This window comes from Mycobacterium sp. E735 (assembly GCF_001666955.1).
Lineage (GTDB): Bacteria > Actinomycetota > Actinomycetes > Mycobacteriales > Mycobacteriaceae > Mycobacterium.
The window spans coordinates 31,334-47,085 of record NZ_LZIX01000228.1; the positions used below are offsets into that span (position 1 = coordinate 31,334).

General features: G+C 68.3%; 18 protein-coding genes and 2 pseudogenes. 6 read left to right on the plus strand and 14 right to left on the minus strand.

Features of this window, described 5'->3' with window-relative positions; translation table 11 throughout:
* Positions 1 to 30: 30 nt before the first annotated feature.
* The 9 genes from A5704_RS27820 to bfr all read right to left on the minus strand — a co-directional run bounded on the left by A5704_RS27820 (position 31) and on the right by bfr (position 8,346).
* Entirely contained in the window at positions 31 to 279 is a 249-nt protein-coding gene (locus A5704_RS27820) for a DUF3761 domain-containing protein (protein WP_082950430.1), read from the minus strand.
* Positions 280 to 382: 103 nt separating this feature from the next.
* Positions 383 to 817 (minus strand): SRPBCC family protein, encoded by a 435-nt coding sequence (locus tag A5704_RS18385; RefSeq protein WP_067750030.1) that lies wholly within the window; start codon positions 815 to 817, stop codon positions 383 to 385.
* A complete protein-coding gene (locus A5704_RS18390) occupies positions 817 to 1,650 on the minus strand; it encodes a lysophospholipid acyltransferase family protein (protein ID WP_067750029.1) in 834 nt (277 codons plus the stop codon). The genes A5704_RS18385 and A5704_RS18390 overlap by 1 nt, the downstream gene beginning before the upstream one ends.
* A gap of 31 nt (positions 1,651 to 1,681) precedes the next feature.
* Positions 1,682 to 2,791, minus strand: a complete 1,110-nt coding sequence (locus A5704_RS18395) for an amidohydrolase family protein (RefSeq protein WP_067890345.1) — start codon at positions 2,789 to 2,791, stop codon at positions 1,682 to 1,684.
* A 9-nt stretch (positions 2,792 to 2,800) separates the two neighbouring features.
* On the minus strand, positions 2,801 to 4,153 hold the full coding sequence (locus tag A5704_RS18400) for a glutamine synthetase family protein (protein ID WP_067890349.1): 1,353 nt from the start codon (positions 4,151 to 4,153) through the stop codon (positions 2,801 to 2,803).
* 42 nt (positions 4,154 to 4,195) lie between these two features.
* Positions 4,196 to 5,086 (minus strand): TIGR03854 family LLM class F420-dependent oxidoreductase, encoded by an 891-nt coding sequence (locus A5704_RS18405; protein ID WP_067890353.1) that lies wholly within the window; start codon positions 5,084 to 5,086, stop codon positions 4,196 to 4,198.
* Positions 5,087 to 5,186: 100 nt separating this feature from the next.
* The gene (locus tag A5704_RS18410) at positions 5,187 to 5,681 is read right to left on the minus strand and encodes a carboxymuconolactone decarboxylase family protein (RefSeq protein WP_067750023.1); all 495 of its coding nucleotides are present in this window, start codon (positions 5,679 to 5,681) and stop codon (positions 5,187 to 5,189) included.
* A 29-nt stretch (positions 5,682 to 5,710) separates the two neighbouring features.
* Positions 5,711 to 7,783 carry an MDR family MFS transporter gene (locus A5704_RS18415; protein ID WP_067778400.1) on the minus strand — a complete coding sequence of 691 codons (2,073 nt, stop codon included), beginning with the start codon at positions 7,781 to 7,783 and terminating at the stop codon, positions 5,711 to 5,713.
* An 83-nt stretch (positions 7,784 to 7,866) separates the two neighbouring features.
* Positions 7,867 to 8,346, minus strand: a complete 480-nt coding sequence (gene bfr / locus A5704_RS18420; protein ID WP_055405255.1) for a bacterioferritin — start codon at positions 8,344 to 8,346, stop codon at positions 7,867 to 7,869.
* Positions 8,347 to 8,703: 357 nt separating this feature from the next.
* Between bfr and A5704_RS18425 the strand changes: the two genes are divergently transcribed.
* Positions 8,704 to 8,889 carry a bacterioferritin-associated ferredoxin gene (locus A5704_RS18425; protein WP_067890356.1) on the plus strand — a complete coding sequence of 62 codons (186 nt, stop codon included), beginning with the start codon at positions 8,704 to 8,706 and terminating at the stop codon, positions 8,887 to 8,889.
* Positions 8,890 to 8,895: 6 nt separating this feature from the next.
* On the opposite strand, the gene A5704_RS18430 is transcribed toward A5704_RS18425, so the two are convergent.
* From A5704_RS18430 to A5704_RS18440, 3 genes are read right to left on the minus strand one after another with little or no spacing between them, the layout of a single operon-like run.
* Positions 8,896 to 9,645 (minus strand): enoyl-CoA hydratase/isomerase family protein, encoded by a 750-nt coding sequence (locus A5704_RS18430; protein ID WP_067890359.1) that lies wholly within the window; start codon positions 9,643 to 9,645, stop codon positions 8,896 to 8,898.
* 18 nt (positions 9,646 to 9,663) lie between these two features.
* Entirely contained in the window at positions 9,664 to 10,107 is a 444-nt protein-coding gene (locus A5704_RS18435; protein WP_067750019.1) for a TIGR03618 family F420-dependent PPOX class oxidoreductase, read from the minus strand.
* Positions 10,104 to 10,814, minus strand: a complete 711-nt coding sequence (locus tag A5704_RS18440; protein ID WP_067890362.1) for an EthD domain-containing protein — start codon at positions 10,812 to 10,814, stop codon at positions 10,104 to 10,106. The genes A5704_RS18435 and A5704_RS18440 overlap by 4 nt, the downstream gene beginning before the upstream one ends.
* Positions 10,815 to 11,002: 188 nt before the next feature.
* Between A5704_RS18440 and A5704_RS29830 the strand changes: the two are divergent.
* Positions 11,003 to 11,065 (plus strand): annotated as a pseudogene (locus A5704_RS29830) (hypothetical protein); the annotation flags it as partial.
* 20 nt (positions 11,066 to 11,085) lie between these two features.
* On the opposite strand, the gene A5704_RS18445 reads toward A5704_RS29830, so the two are convergent.
* Positions 11,086 to 12,075: a hydrogen peroxide-inducible genes activator gene (locus A5704_RS18445; RefSeq protein ID WP_067890365.1), complete on the minus strand. Its 990-nt coding sequence runs from the start codon at positions 12,073 to 12,075 to the stop codon at positions 11,086 to 11,088.
* A gap of 101 nt (positions 12,076 to 12,176) precedes the next feature.
* Here A5704_RS18445 and A5704_RS18450 point away from each other — a divergent pair, with 101 nt between their 5' ends.
* From A5704_RS18450 to A5704_RS18460, 3 genes are read left to right on the plus strand one after another with little or no spacing between them, the layout of a single operon-like run.
* Complete coding sequence (locus A5704_RS18450) at positions 12,177 to 12,764, plus strand: peroxiredoxin (RefSeq protein ID WP_067750011.1); 588 nt, start codon at positions 12,177 to 12,179, stop codon at positions 12,762 to 12,764.
* 28 nt (positions 12,765 to 12,792) lie between these two features.
* Positions 12,793 to 13,329 (plus strand): alkyl hydroperoxide reductase, encoded by a 537-nt coding sequence (locus A5704_RS18455; RefSeq protein ID WP_067750009.1) that lies wholly within the window; start codon positions 12,793 to 12,795, stop codon positions 13,327 to 13,329.
* A 4-nt stretch (positions 13,330 to 13,333) separates the two neighbouring features.
* Positions 13,334 to 14,644, plus strand: a complete 1,311-nt coding sequence (locus A5704_RS18460; RefSeq protein WP_067890367.1) for an alpha-amylase family protein — start codon at positions 13,334 to 13,336, stop codon at positions 14,642 to 14,644.
* Here A5704_RS18460 and A5704_RS18465 read toward each other — a convergent pair.
* Entirely contained in the window at positions 14,630 to 15,067 is a 438-nt protein-coding gene (locus A5704_RS18465; RefSeq protein ID WP_067750005.1) for a DUF1810 domain-containing protein, read from the minus strand. The genes A5704_RS18460 and A5704_RS18465 overlap by 15 nt on opposite strands.
* Positions 15,068 to 15,092: 25 nt before the next feature.
* Between A5704_RS18465 and A5704_RS18470 the strand changes: the two are divergent.
* Positions 15,093 to 15,614 (plus strand): annotated as a pseudogene (locus tag A5704_RS18470) (alpha-hydroxy-acid oxidizing protein); the annotation flags it as partial.
* Positions 15,615 to 15,752: the final 138 nt, after the last annotated feature.

The following is a 15,752-nucleotide window of genomic DNA, read 5'->3' on the forward strand; positions in this document are numbered from 1 at the left end:
TCGTACGTCGACCATCCCGGCGCCGGACCGCTACAAGTACTGCTGTACTCCCCCGTGTCCGTGGCACGTGCCCCCCGAATGCGGATGCTGGCTGAACGACCAGCTGCCGTCCGCGCATTGCGCGGTGGCGCCGGGTGGCTGCGACGGGCCCTGCTGCGGATAGGGCACGCAGTCGCCGGAACTGGCGATATAACAACCGGGCGACGAGTTGGCCGGTGCTGCCATACCACCGGCGGCGGCCGCGATGGCCGCGGCGACAAGAGTTGCTCGGAGCAACATCCCCCAAACCTTTCCTCTTCGATGCGTTTGGTGACGTTGCCCGATTCGTCGATCGGAGCGTATGCCGCGCGGCGATTGATTACATGCCAAATTGGAAAAATGGCTACGACTCGGCCAGCTTCCGCAGGCGTTTCAGCGTTTCGGCGAGATTGCGTCCCACCTGGCCGACGGCGATCCGGTCGGCGATGTAACCCACGATGCCCCCCGGCGCCTGATACGAGAGCCGGAACGTGACCTTCGTGCCGCCGTCGCCGCGGTCGCGCAGCCGGATCCGCCCGCGCAGCGTGACCCCGGTGATGCCCACCCAGGCCAGGTCCCGGCCCTCGTCGAATTCGACCACCTCGATGAGGCCGCCCACGGGTACGGAGCCGATCTTCCAGTGGACGGTGTAGCGGGCGCCGACGCCGGCCGGCTTGTCGTTGGACGACTCCCAGCGTTCCAGGCTCGTCATGAACGACGGGTAGCAATCCGGGTCGCTGACGATCTTCCAGACCGCGTCGCGGTCGGCATTGATGACGCAGCGGCGTTCGACGCGCATCAGCCGATCACCGGGAATCGCCGTTCGGCCGCCAGTCGGTCGACCCCGCCCTGCAGGCTGGCCATCACCTTGTCGTGCACCGCCTGGTCGTCCCCGTCGACCTCGATCGGGTCCTGGACCTCGATCACGATCTTGGTGGGCAACGGGATGTGGCCCGCCAGGTCGCTGATGTTCAGGCCCCAGGGCAGTGCCAGCGATATCGGGACGCTCTTGAGGCGGAGCAGCCTGTCGGCCATCAGCAACTTGGCCAGCCACTGCCCGCGGTTGAGGAACAACGCGCTCTCCTGCCCGCCGACGCTGGCGACGGGCACGATCGGCACCCCGGCCTCACGGGCCAGCCGCACGTAGCCCATGCGGCCGCCGAAGTCGACCTTGTGGCGCTCCCATGAGGGCCGGAACACCTCGTAGTCGCCGCCGGGGTAGACCAGCAGGGCGGCACCGGAATCCAGTGCGAGACGGGCGTTCTCGGGGTTCGCGGCCACGGTGCCGAACTTGCGCAACCAGCCCAGCGGCGGAGCGGAGACGACGAGGTTGTGGGCCAACTGGTAGAAGGGCCGCTCGACGCCGAAGTAGGAGCAGAACGCCAGCGTGAAGACGAAGGTGTCGGGTGGCACGTTGCCGCCGCTATGGTTGCCCACCAACAGCACCGGCCCCTCGGCCGGGATGCGATCCAGGCCCCGCACGTCCGCCCGGAAGTAGAACGACGCCAGCAGCCAGGTCCCCGGCAGCTGATCGCGGATGTAGTCGGGGTCCCGCTGGTCGAGGTCGGCCTTGGGCACCCACGACACGACCTTGTCCCGGGCCCACTCCAAGACGCCCCTCGCGGTCGCCATAATCGCCCGTATACCCCGGTGTCACCGGGGGTCAAACGCGGTAAAGCCCGGCGGCGTTGCCGTGGGCGATCAGGTCGACCACCCGGATGGCGTCGGCCTCGCTCCAATCGTCGTCGACCACGAAACCGCGCAACACCCGATGAATTGCCCTGCGCCACAGGGCCGCACCGAGGAAATGGAGCTCGGCGGGGCCGAACCCGTCCGACGAGTAGAGGACCTTGCCGAAGGGGGCCAGCTCCAGCAGCCGCGCGATGAAGGCCGGCGCCCGCGCCCCGAGCTGGTTCACGCTCAACCCGCCGTCGACATATACGTTGTTGAAGGCCTGCGCCAGGTACCCGGCCTCGCGCTCGTAGGGATAGCAATGCAACAGCACGATCGGGGTGTTCGCTGACTGCCGCAGGAAGTCGAGCAGCAGCAACGGGTTGGTCTTGTGCAGATCGCAGTCCCGGTCGCCGAGGCCGACATGGAATTGCAGGGGCTTGCCCAGCCGCAGCGCCTGATGCAGCCCGAACCGCAGCAGCACCCGGTCCTGCACTCGGGTGCCGCCGCGGTCGCGCCACCGGTCGGCCGCCTCGGCCACCTGCGCGGGCTCCGGCTCGCTCAGGTCGCCGTCGAACCCGCCCCGGTAGGCCAGGATCGACTTGGTGCCGACGGCCGTCGCCGCGCGCCGGTGCAGGATGTCCTCGAAAGCCGACGCGTAGTCGCCGGGCGCCTGAGCGGCCTGCTCGGCGACCTGCTCGAGGCGGATCACCTCGTGCGCTCGGTTGCCGGACAACTCGGCCATGTCGGCGGGGGCGGCGGTGTCCGCGCCGATCCCGGTGTCCACCAGCCAGTCGCTCACCCCGGCGGCCGGCAAGAACATGCGGGCCAGCTCCGCCTCGCCGAACACGTCGCGACGCTCCCAATACGATTGCGGGTCAGCGTGTTTCGGGAGCCCGAGGACAGGGCCGCAGTGGGCACGCACGGCGAAGCCGAGTTGGGTGTCGAATCCCGAGCCCACGAGCGGTTCGGTGTTGGCCTCGTTGAGCGCGTTTTCGAAGCGATGGCGATCCCCCGCGGTCGTCCAGCAACCGTGGACGTGCTGGTCGATGAGGGTCACTACGTCGATGTGCTCGGCCAGCGCGTGCGGGTTGGAAGCCATGGAAGCCCGTCACAGGCTCCAGGCCATGCGGAACTTCTCCGCCAGTTGCTCGGGGTCCAGGTTGCCGTACCGCTCCTGCTCGAGCGTGCGGACGGCGACCACCATGTCGACCGCGGCATCGCCCAGGATGCCCCGTATCAGCTTCGAATCATTCAGTGCGGCAATCACTTCCGCCTGGTTACGGTCAAGGCTCACGATACCGTCGCGCTCCCGCTCGGAAGCGGCGAGGTCCGCCGGGTCGATCGTGACCTCCGGGGGCAGCGGTGCTTGGCGTTCAATCCCGTCCAGCGCCAGCCCCAGGATCGCCGCCGAGGCCAGGTACGGGTTCGCTGAGGGATCGACGATCTTCACTTCGACGTTCCCGCCGCGTGGATTGCCCGGCCCACCGGTGATGAATCGCACCGCGGCCTCGCGGTTTTCGGTTCCCCAACACGCGTACGCGCCGGCCCAGTTGCCGGGGTGCATGCGCAGGCCGGACACGATCGACCCGCACAGCAGGCCCTGCGCCTCCGGCAGCCCGCGGACCACCCCGGCCACCGCGTGTTCCCCGGCGGCCGTCATGCCCCGGGCGCCCGCGCCGTCCGAGAACAGCGGTCCGTCCGGCATTGTCAGCGAAAAGTGTTGGTGAGCACCGGAGCCCACACCGTTGGCGAAGGGCGCCGGCGACAGGCTGATGCGCAGCCCGTGACGGCGGGCCACCCGCCCGACGATGAGCCGCAGCAGCACCAGCTGGTCGGCGGCGGCCACCGGCGACTGCGGCGCCATCGACAGCTCGAATTGGTTGGCCCCGTATTCGGGGTGGAACTGCTCGATCGCGATGCCCGCCGCGCCGGCCGACCGGGTGACGTCGCGGACGAACGCCTCATGCTCCAGGACGCCCGCAAGACCGTACTGCGCCCACAGCGTCGACGGCAGGCGGTCACCGTCGGGCCCCACCAACAGGAATTCGACCTCGTGCCCGATCAGCGCCTCGACTCCGGCTTCGGCGAGCGCGGCTTCCACCCGGCTCAGCGTGCCGCGGGCGCAGGCGGGGACGGGTGTTCCGTCCTGGGAGAAGAATGCGGCGGGCGCCCACGCGAGGCCGTCGCCGACGATGCGCAGGGCGGACAGGTCGATGCGGAGTCGCTGGTCCCCGATCACGCCGACATCGGGGGTGAAGGCGATGCCGCTCTGATCGATCGCGAAAGCGTGCCACGAGGGGCTGGCCCCGAGGCCGGGATCGGCGAAGGTGTTGGTCCGCCGGATCGGGACGGTCTTGGCCAGGGTCAGCCCGGCGGGATTCACGACGGTCCCGATGACGGTGTCGACGCCCTCGGATTCCAGCTGGGCGATGGCCGCGGCGGCAAGCGGTGTGCCGGTCATGGCAGTCATTGTGCAGGGGGCGAGAGGCGGGGGCTCGCGAATTCAGTTCTGGCGGGCGGTCAGCTCCGTGACGAACCGGTCGAGGAACCCGTCCAGCGGCGCCCCGCCGGCGGGCCGGATGACGAATTTCGTCAGACCCGCGTCGATGTAAGCGTCCAGCTGCCGGTGCAGCCGATCCCATCCGACGGCGATCAAATCCGCGGGGTCGACGTCCGGGCGACGGCTGCGGGCCGCCGCGGCCAGCGTCGCGGGCAGCTCGCCGTCCACCCCGTCCACGATGGCCAGCGAGATCCCGAAGTGATCGGGCTCGATCTGCCTGCCCGCCTGCGCCGCGGCGTGTTGGATCGCCTCGCGGCCGGTCCGCGCCTCCGCCGGTGTCAGGAAACTGCCCAGCCAGCCGTCGGCAAGCGTGCCGATGCGCCGGTACGCCGCCGGCGCCGAGCCGCCGAGCCAGATGTCCAGCGGGGGCTGCGGTCTGGGCATGACGGCGGCCCCGCTGACGGTGAAGTACCGGCCGTCGTAGCTCGCCGAGTCCTCGGTCAGCGCCGAACGCAGCACCCTCAGCGACTCGTCGAACACCGCGGCGCGCTCGCCGTCGGGGACCACGAACACCTCCCGCTCGGCGGGAATCGCCGACCGCAGACCGAAGACGGGAAGGACCCGCTTCGGTGCGACGGCCGCCAGCGACGCCAGCTGCTTGGCGACCAGCACCGGGTGCCGTCCGGGCAAGACGGCCACCGAGGTGCCGACCTTCAGCCGGGTCGTCCTGGCCAGTGCGTACGCCATCCCGACCACCGGGTCGACCGCCGGGGAGTACACCAGCTCGGAGAACCACAGGGAATCCACGCCGTTGGCCTCCAGGTAATCGACGATGGGGGCCAGCTGGTCCGGGGCGGTGTCCGAGCCCAACCCGACGCCGAAGCGAATCTTCACGGCTACGGCAACGCACCGGTGTCGCGGTTTGTGCCCGCGAGACATAAACCGTTGAGGCGTCTAGCGGCGTGTCCTCGCAGACGTTTATGTGTCGTGGTGGTCAGGCGCGGCTGGGGATCGTCAGCTTGCAGGCTTGGCCGATGTCGAGGGTCCGCAGGACGCGACCCATGCCGACCCACAGGGCGCACGAGAGCGCGAGATCGGCCAGCAATTCGTCGGAGAAGTGCTCGGAGCAACGGCTCCAGAAGTCCTCGTCGTCGCGCAGACCCGTGTGATCGCTGGCGAAGCGGTCCGCGAATTCGGCCGCCAGCCGTTCCTGCTCGCTATAGCCGGGCCAGGTGCGCCACTCCTGTGCGTGGTCGTACAGCTCCTCGTCGACGCCGGCGGCGGGCCCGTCCTCGTCGCGGGTGTTGACGCACACGACGCACTCGTTACGGTGCGCGATCACGGCGCGCGCCAATTCGCGGGTGCGCAGCGGCAACCGGTTCTTGGTGTAGACCGCGTTGCTGAAGCCGCCGAGGGCACCGCCGATGTCGGGGGACTTCACGAACCAGCCGGCCAGGTCGTCGTCAGCAAATGTTCCGATTCGGCTCATGGCGTGATGGTACGCCCGCACCGCCCGTTTCAGGGTGTGGTCGCCGGGATCTTCGTGGTGGGACGGTCGTCGCTCCAGTCCCGTTGCGCGAGAACGCGGCCCGCGACCCGGTTCAGCGCCGCCTCGACCACGCGACGATCCGGTCGCCCGTCGAATCCGGGTGACCGGGCGAGCTTGTCGACCAGCCAGGCCACGAGCAGGGAGTGCACGTAGTCCACCTGCTGGGCGCCCGCGGGTGTCAGCCACATCTGGTCGCCGTCGCCGCGGGCGTACCCCGTGGCGATCAGCCGCGAGAAGGTGGGCTCCAGAACCTCGAACGGTATCCGCAGGTAGTCGGCGATGTCGGTGAGCCGGGCCGTGCCATACATCTGTCCGTAGCGGTTGATGCGCAGGACGCCCCACAGCCCGGCCACGTCGAGCCGGCAGTCGGGTCGCATGGCGATGCTGCGCAATCGCATGCCGGGCACGCCGCGCAGCATGCGCTCGACCGCGCCCTCCAGCATCTGATCCGGGGTCTCGGTGCTGGGCATGCCGAACGCGTCGCCGAGATCGATTGTGCTGTCGTGCATTTCCCGCAGAGGCACCTGGCGCAGGAATAACGCCAGGACGAACCCCACCAGTGCGACCGGAACCGCCCATCCGAACACGTGGGTGAGCGACTCGGAGTAGGCGGCGACGATTGGAGCGGCCTCCTCTCGGGGCAGCCGGTGCAGCGCCTCCGGAGACGCGGCGGCCGCCGCCGGCGCGTGGCCGGCCGCGATAGCCGGGCCGATCCGGCTGTGCAGAAAGTTCGTGAACAGCGAACCGAAGATGGCCGCACCGAACGAGCTGCCGATCGTGCGGAAGAAGGTGACGCCGGAGGTCGCGACGCCCAGGTCGTCGAAGCTCACGGTGTTCTGCACGATCAGGACCAGAGTCTGCATACACATCCCGATCCCGGCGCCGAGGATGACGAGGAACAGCGATTGAACCAACACCGATGTCGACGGGTCCATCCGCGACATCAGGAAGAACGCCACCGCCATGACGGCGGTGCCGGCGACGGGAAAGACTTTGTACCGGCCCGTGCGGCCGACGATGACGCCACTGCCCATCGAGGTGGTCAGCATCCCGATCACCATCGGCAGCGTGCGCAGGCCCGACGTCGTGGCCGAGACGCCGTCGACGAACTGCATGTACGTCGGCAGGAACGTCAGGGCGCCCAGCATCGCGAAGCCGACCACGAAGGACAGGACGCAGCACACCGTGAACACCGGGCTGCCGAACAACCGGGTCGGCAGGATCGGCGCGGCCGCGCGGCTTTCCACCCAGGCGAAGAGGCACAACGCGACCACCGAGCCGGCGAACAGGCCGATGATCGTCGGCGATCCCCACGGGTACGTGGTCCCGCCCCAGCTGGTGGCCAGCGTCAGCCCGGCGGCGCCGAGCCCGACCAAGAGAATGCCGGTGTAGTCGATGACCGGTTTGGTGCGCTCGGACAGCGGCGGGATGGCGGCGGCCGCCACGAAGAAGACCACGACCGAGATCGGCACGTTGATCCAGAACGCCCAGCGCCAGGTGAAGTGGTCGGTGAAGTAGCCGCCGAGCAAGGGACCGATCACGGTGGTGACGCCGAACACGGCGCCCATCGCACCCTGGTAGCGGCCGCGGTCCCGCAGCGGGATCACCTCGCCGATCAGCGCCATGGCGGTCACCATCAGCCCTCCGCCGCCGATGCCCTGCAGCGCCCGCGACGCGACCAGCATGCCCATCGAGCTCGAGAGCCCACACAGCACCGACCCGGCGACGAAGAACACGACGGCCGCCTGGAACACCCGCTTGCGGCCGAACAGGTCACCGAACTTGCCGACGAGGGCGGTGATTATGGTCGAGGCGAGCAGGTAGCTGGTGACAACCCACGATTGATGGCCTGCGCCACCAAGATTGGCGACGATAGTGGGCAACGCGGTCGCCACGATCGTCTGGTCCAGCGCGGCCATCAGCATGCCGAGCAGGATCGCCACGAAGATGAAATTGCGCCGCTGCGGGTCGACCGCGACGTCCGCGGGGCCGGAGTCCGAAGCGCGGCCGGCCGGAGCCGCCGCTGGTGTCGCCCTCGTCATGCCCGCCTTCCCACGGATTTCGATGGTAGTGAGTGCCCACGGTCAACCCGTGGCAACCAAAACCCGCGAAGGCGTGGGCTGTGCTAGCTCGGCGGCCGCGAAACGCACTGCGCGGAGTAGAGCTCCACGCCGAGCTTGTCCATCAGCTCCAGCTGGGTTTCGAGGTAGTCGATGTGCTTTTCCTCGTCCGCGACGATCTCTTCCAGCAGGTTGGCGCTCGTGGTGTCCTGCTTCTCGCGGCACATGATGATGCCGGGCTTGAGCCGGTCCATCACCTCGTATTCGATGGCCAGGTCGGCCTCGAACTGCTCGCGCAGCGTCTGACCGATGCGCAGCGAGAACAGCCGCTGGTAATTGGGCAACCCGTCGAGCAGCAGGATGCGGTCGGTGATCGCCTCGGCGTGCCGCATCTCGTCGAAGGACTCGGCCCGGGTGTGCTCGGCGAGCTCGGTGAAGCCCCAGTTGTCCTGCATCTTGGAGTGCAGGAAGTATTGGTTGATCGCGGTGAGCTCGCCGGTCAACTGCTCGTTGAGCAAGCGCAAAACATCCGGATCCCCTTGCATGATCACTCCCCTACGGTGACGGTCGAAACGGTGGTCATTCCTGGCCTTGGCGGGGTGCGCTGGGCTGCGCGCACCATGCGGGGCCGTAGTCGCACTTTGCCATGCCGAAGTTCAATCTGCCAGCAAGGTATGGCTGTGCTCAGTGTGTGTCCTGCGCCGCCCCCGTGACCGACGTTGCTGGCGACTAAGGTTAGACTGCGCTAACGAACTTAGGTTAGACTCAACTAATATGGCTGTCGGTTCGGCATTTTCTTCGGGAATCCCGTTGACACGGGATGCCGAGAGGGAGGACGAATTGCGCACGCGTGGCCACGCCGTCGGGCAAGAGAACGTCGCCCGCATGCAAGGGATGCGCTGATGTACGTATGCCTGTGTGTCGGCGTGACCAACCACACGGTGTCCGAGGTGGTCGCGCGCGGCGCCTCCACCTCGAAAGAGGTCATGGCCGCGTGCGGGGCCGGGGGCGACTGCGGCCGTTGCAGGCGAACGCTGCGGGCGATCATCGCCGCGTCGGCGAACCTCGAGGTCGCCCCGTCGCGTTAGCCGGCGTCAGCGTTTGTTGAAGTCCGCCAGCGCCGCGGCGTTGGCCTGGGCACCCATCAGCTCGGCGAAGTGAGCGTTTTCCCGCGCAGTGGCCGCCGCGATCTCGGGCCGGACCGGCTCCACCATCGTGTGCTTGACCGCCATCAGGCTCGAAATGGGGCGGCTGGCAAGGATTTCCGCGTGCCGACGGGCTTCGGGCAGCAGATCGTCGGGCTCGCAGACCCGCCACACCAGACCCATCCGCAACGCCTCGTCGGCGTCCACCCACTCCGAAGACATCAGCAGCCATGCGGCGTTCTGCCGGCCCACCAGTTGCGGCAGCAAGTATGACGACGCCGCCTCCGGCGCCACCCCCAGGCTGGTGAAGGGGCACTTCAGCCGGGCGGTCGATGACATGAATGCCAGGTCGGCGTAGCCGAGGATGGTGGCGCCGATGCCCACCCCGACGCCGTTGACCGCGCAGATGAGCGGCTTGGGGAACGCACTGAGGGCATCGATCAGGCCGATGAAGCCGTGCTTGCCCGGCGTGAAGTCCGGATCGGTGATGCGGCCCTGCATCTCGGCGAGATCGGTTCCGGCGCTGAAGCCGCGGCCCGCGCCGGTCAACAGCACCACGGCGACCTCGGGATCCTCGGCCGCGGCCAACAGCGCCTCCGCGGTGGCGTCGTACAGTGCCTCGTTGAACGCGTTCAGCGCCTCGGGCCGGTTCAGCGTGAGGGTGCGCACCCGCTTGTCGTCATCGATCTGCAGCGTCACGGCTGCAGCCTAACCAGGTCAGCCGTTGCTGTAGACGCGGGTGGGCGCGATCAGCACAACCGCGCGCCGCTCCCGGGCCATGACGCGGTCGTACTCGTCCCAGTCGTCGTGCGTGCCGCCCGCGGCGGTGAAGACATCGCGGAGCAAGAGTCGCAGCTGGTCGTCCGTGGTCAGCCAGGGCTGGGCGTCCTCCGGGCCGGCCAGCTCCGCGCGGCCCTCGACGGTCGCCCACTGCCAGCCCTTGCGGAAGGTGACCGCCAGCTGGGGCCGCGCGCGCAGGTTGGCCAGCTTGACCTTGCCGTAGGTGGTGAAGCCCAACGCCTCCTGGCCGGTTGCGGGATGCGGCAACAGGCCGACGTTGACCAGCGACGCCTGCACCGTCGCGTCGGCGCGAACCGTGGAGACGACCGCCAGGCCACTTTCCGCCGCGGCCAGGGCCGTGGCGTCGCGCAGAGATGTCATGTGGGTTCCTCGATGAACGGTGTCTTGAAGACGTAGCGGCTGGTGGGGACGGTGTCGATGTTCTCGTTGGCGCCGAACGCCGTGGTGCTGGCGACCATTCGGCCCAAGCGGTCCTGCAGGTCCTTGTCGTCGGCGGCACCGAAGAACGCCTTGAGATCGGTGATCGCCTCCGCGGGGAACAACTCCTCGACGATGCCCGCGATTCCCGGCGCGCCCGGGGTGAGGGCACGCACCACCCAATTCTGGGTGTAGCCGAAGGTCGACTGCGTCTCGATGGCCACCGAGGTGTGGTCGCGCTGCCACCGGTTCAGCCAGCTCGCCTGGTCGAGGGCCTCGGGCCGGCGCAGCAACGCGATGTTGGCCAAACCCGTTGTGCGCGAACCCGGCTCGGTGCTGGGCCCTTTCAGCGGCACCGATTCGGTGACGAGGTACGCGGCGAGTTGGTCGCATTCGGCGGACAGCAGGTCGAGGGCCGCGGTCATCTGCTCGCCGTAGCACTGCTGCGTCCACATGCTCACCACCGCGCCGACGGGCGGGTCCAGCGTCGTCAGCGTCATCAGCGAATGGCGCACCGCGTCGTCGCGCACGTTGACCGACAGCCCGGGCAAACCCAGGTCCAATAGCGCGTCGGCGACCGGTCCCCGCTGGCGGGCACACCAATCGTCGCCGAAATCGGCCGTCCTGAGCACCGCGATCACCTTTTCCATAGGCAGAACCTACAGCCGCGCTCTGGGCGCAATGCACTAGTCGTTCCCTAGTCGGGACGAAAAGCGCAGTAGTGCGTCCCGGACCGTTTTTCGTCGTTTCGGTCGACGATGGTCGGCGACCGCGCCGGCCGACGAGAGCAAGGATTCATGGACTTTTGGTCGTTGCCCCGGAGGTCAACTCGGGGTTGATGTATGCGGGCCCGGGGTCGGGGCCGCTGTTGGCCGCGGCAACCGGCGCGCCGGGCCTCGCGGGAACCGCGGGCACCCAATCTCAGCTCAACGTGGACGCCCTGATGGACGCCCTGGCAGTCGCCGCCGAGTGACGCTCTTTGACCAACCGCACCCGCTGTTCGCCGCCGATCGACTCTCCGATGATGGCGGCCAGCCGCCGATAGGATTCGTCGCGACCGCTCGACGACCGGAACACCAGCCCGATGCGCCGGCCCGGGCGTGGATTCGCAAACTGCGCCAGTCCGAGCCGGCTGCGTGCCGCCTCGACGGGCGCGGCGCTCTGCGGAATCAGCGTCACGCCCAGCCCGCCGGTCACGCACTGCACCGCGGTGGCCAGCGACGCTGCCCGGGTGTCCGCGAGTTCGGCTCGCACACCGGCCTTTTGGCAGACATCCAGGGCTTGATCGCGCAGGCAGTGGCCCTCGTCCAGCAGTAGCAGCGGCAAATCCGCCAGCGCCGACGCCGGCACCCGGCGCTTGCCGGACAGCGGGTGCCCCTGCGGCACCGCGAGCAGAAAGTCCTCGTCGTAGATCGGTACCTCGGTGAGTCCGGTTGCGTCGGCGGGCAGCGCGATCAGGGCGGCGTCCAGGGACCCCCCGCGCAATGCGGTGAGCAGGCGTTCGGTCTGGTCCTCGATCACCCGCAGGGTCAGCGCGGTTAGGCGATCGGCGACGCCGGCCAGCACGGTGGGCAGCACGTAGGGCGCTACCGTGGGGATCATGCCCAGCCGCAGGGTGCCCTGCAGTGGGTCCGACGTTCCCGTTGCGGCGGCCGCGAACGCCTCCGCCGCTTCGACCACGGCCTGGGCGCGCGGCAGCAGTTGCGTACCTTCGGGTGTCAACAGGACACGCCGCGTCGAGCGCTCGACGAGCTGGGTTCCCAGCCCGGTTTCCAGCGCCGCCAGCGCCTGTGACAGTGTGGACTGGCTGACGCCGAGAGATGTTGCGGCGCTGCTGAATTGGCGCCTTTCGGCGACCGCGACGAAGGCGCGCAGGCCGGCGATAGTCGGCTGATAACTCTTATCGGGCATGCCTATAAGTGTAGTGGGAAATATCACCTTTACTTCAGACAGGGTATGCGGGCAACATGACAGGGAAAGCTAATCTTGAGTAAATCCAAATTAGGAGAGCCATGCCTTTGCTGACCATCGGCGACCAATTCCCCGCCTACGAGCTCACCGCCCTGATCGCGGGCGATCTGTCCAAGGTCGACGCCAAGCAGCCCGAGGACTACTTCACCACCGTCACCAGCGAGGACCACGAAGGCAAGTGGCGCGTTGTGTTCTTCTGGCCCAAGGACTTCACCTTCGTGTGCCCGACCGAGATTGCCGCGTTCGGCAAGCTCAACGACGAGTTCGCCGACCGCGACGCGCAGGTGCTGGGCGTCTCGATCGACAGCGAGTTCGTGCACTTCAACTGGCGGGCCCAGCACGAGGACCTGAAGAAGCTGCCGTTCCCCATGCTGTCCGACATCAAGCGGGAGCTGAGCCTGGCCACCGGCGTTCTGAACGCCGATGGCGTCGCCGACCGGGCCACCTTCCTGGTGGACCCCAACAACGAGATCCAGTTCGTTTCGGTCACCGCCGGATCGGTGGGCCGCAACGTGGAGGAAGTGCTGCGGGTGCTCGACGCGCTGCAGTCCGACGAGCTGTGCGCCTGCAACTGGCGCAAGGGCGACCCGACGCTGAACGCCACCGAGCTGCTCAAGGCCTCGGCGTAATCACCTAGGGTCTGATCAGGGAGGCGAGATGAGCGTAGAAAACCTCAAGGAGGCGCTGCCCGAGTACGCCAAGGACCTCAAGCTGAACCTGGGCTCTATCACGCGCACCACGGAGCTCAACGAGGAACAGCTGTGGGGCACCCTGCTGGCGAGCGCCGCGGCGACTCGGAACACCCAGGTGATCAGCGAGATCGGCGCCGAGGCGGCCGACGTCCTGTCGGCCGAGGCGTACAACGCGGCGCTGGGGGCCGCGTCGATCATGGGCATGAACAACGTGTTCTACCGGGGCCGCGGCTTCCTCGACGGGAAGTACGACGATCTGCGCGCGGGATTGCGGATGAACATCATCGCCAATCCCGGTGTGGAGAAGGCAAACTTCGAGCTGTGGTGTTTCGCGGTGTCGTCGATCAACGGATGCCCGGACTGCGTGGCCGCCCACGAGCACACGCTGCGCGAGGCGGGCGTGAGTCGCGAGACCATCCAGGAGGCGCTGAAGGCCGCGGCCATCATCTCCGGCGTGGCGCAAGCGATCGTCGCCTCCCAAACGCTGGCCACCGTCGGCTGACGCGGTGACGGAACCAGCCTGGGTAGAACACGCGATCTGGTGGCAGGTCTATCCGCTGGGGTTCGTCGGCGCCTTTCCCGCGTCGTCGGAGCCGCCGCAACCGGGCGAACACCGGCTGCGGCGGCTCGTCGACTGGTTCGACCACGCCATCGCCCTGGGGGCGTCGGGCGTTGCGCTGGGGCCGATATTCGCCTCGCGCACACACGGTTACGACACCACCGACCATTACCGCATTGACCCGCGGCTGGGTGACGACGCCGATTTCGACCACCTCGTCGCCGAGGCCCGCCGCCGCGGCCTGCGCATCCTGCTCGACGGCGTGTTCAACCACGTCGGCGTGGATTTCCCGCGCTACCAGGAGGCTTCGCACGATGACGCGGCCGCGCGCTGGTTCCGCGGACGCCCCGGCGCCTTTCACACCTTCGAGGGCCACTCCGAGCTGATCACGCTCAACCACGACAACCCCGAGGTCGTCGACTACACCGCGGATGTGATGGCGCACTGGCTGGGGCGCGGCGCCGACGGCTGGCGCCTCGACGCGGCTTACACGGTGCCGGAACGCTTTTGGGCGGCCACGCTGCCGCGGGTTCGCGAGCGCTTCCCGGATTCCTGGTTCGTCGGTGAGCTCATCCACGGCGACTACGCCGCGGTGGTGCGCGCCGCCACGTTCGACTCGGCCACCCAATACGAGCTGTGGAAGGCGATCTGGAGCAGCCTCAACGACGGCAACTTCTTCGAGTTGGACTGGGCGTTGCAGCGGCACGCCGAGTTCCTGGCCGGCTTCGCACCGCTGACCTTCATCGGCAACCACGACGTCACCCGCATCGCCAGCCGCCTCGAACGTCCTGAGCACGTCGCGCACGCGCTGGTGATCCTGCTGACCGTCGGCGGCGTGCCCAGCGTGTACGCGGGCGACGAATTGGGCTTCCGCGGCGTCAAGGAAGAACGTTACGGCGGCGACGATGCCGTGCGACCCGAATTCGGCTCGCCCCCAATGCAACTGGATAGGTTCGGCACCGATATGTGGGCGTTGCACCAGTTCCTCGTAGGGTTGCGCCGCCGCCACCCGTGGCTGCACCGGGCGACGACGAGCGCGCTGCGGCTGGAAAACCGGCACTACATCTACGAGACCCGCAGCGGCGACGACGCGCTGCTGGTCGCGCTCAACATCGGCGACGAACCGATGCGGGTGGCGGCCTCGGAGCTGGGCACCGCCCACCGGCGGGTCATCGGCGGGTCCGCCGCGCCGCCCCAGGAGGTCCTCGACACGGTGGTCGTCGAGCCGCACGGCTGGCGGATCCTAAGCTCGGGCTAGGCGCTCCAGCGTGAGACGGTCCTGCCGGCCGTCGTAGTACTTGTCGAGCAGCGCGACGAAATCCTCGTTTTCTTCCGTCGCGTGTGCGAACAGCGTCATCGACGAGCGAAGTTTGAGGTCGTCGGGCGAGCCGAAAATGTCGCCGACCGATCGGCCCTGCACCTCGTTGACCAGCCGCGCGCATTCGCGCAGTCGCGGCCCGAGCAGATCGTGGCGCAGGTACGCGCGGGCCTCGTCGAGCGACGAGATGCCGTAGTGCACCGCGGTGGGGCTGCCGCCCAGACCGCGCAACTGCGGGAAGACGAACCACATCCAGTGGCTGCGTTTCCGCCCGGACCGCAGCTCTTCGACCACGTTGCGGTACACCGGGGCCTGCGCGTCGATGAAGCGCTGGAGGTCGAAGGGGTCGCTCTCCGGTTCCATGTGACTACGGTTGCACACTGTGGAATTGAAAAGACGGAAGGCCGTCCGACGACGAGTGCCCAAGGTGCGCGACCTCGCGCCGCTGATCAAGTTCAAGCGTCCGCAGTTCGACGCGACCAAGCGCCGCCTCGACGCCGCGTACACCATTTACGATCTGCGACGCATCGCCAAACGGCGCACGCCCAAGGCGGCATTCGACTACACCGACGGGGCCGCCGACGACGAGCTGTCCATCGCGCGGGCCCGACAGGCTTTCCGCGACATCGAGTTTCACCCGACCATCCTGCGCGACGTCTCCAATGTGACCGCCGGATGGAACGTCCTCGGTCAACCGGTCGTGCTGCCGTTCGGCATCGCGCCCACCGGATTCACCCGGCTGATGCACACCGAGGGCGAGATCGCAGGCGCCCGGGCGGCCGCGCGGGCGGGGATCCCGTTCTCGCTCTCCACGCTGGGCACCACGGCGATCGAAGACCTGGTGACCGCTGTTCCCCAGGGGCGCAAGTGGTTTCAGCTTTACATGTGGCGCGACCGCGACCGGGACGTCGACGGTGGCCAGCAGGGTGTCGAACCCCGCGTCGGCCGCGCGCTTCACCAGCGCCATCGAGCGGTCGCGGTCGCGCCACATGTAAAGCTGAAACCACTTGCGCCCCTGGGGAACAGCGGTCACCAGGTCTTCGATCGC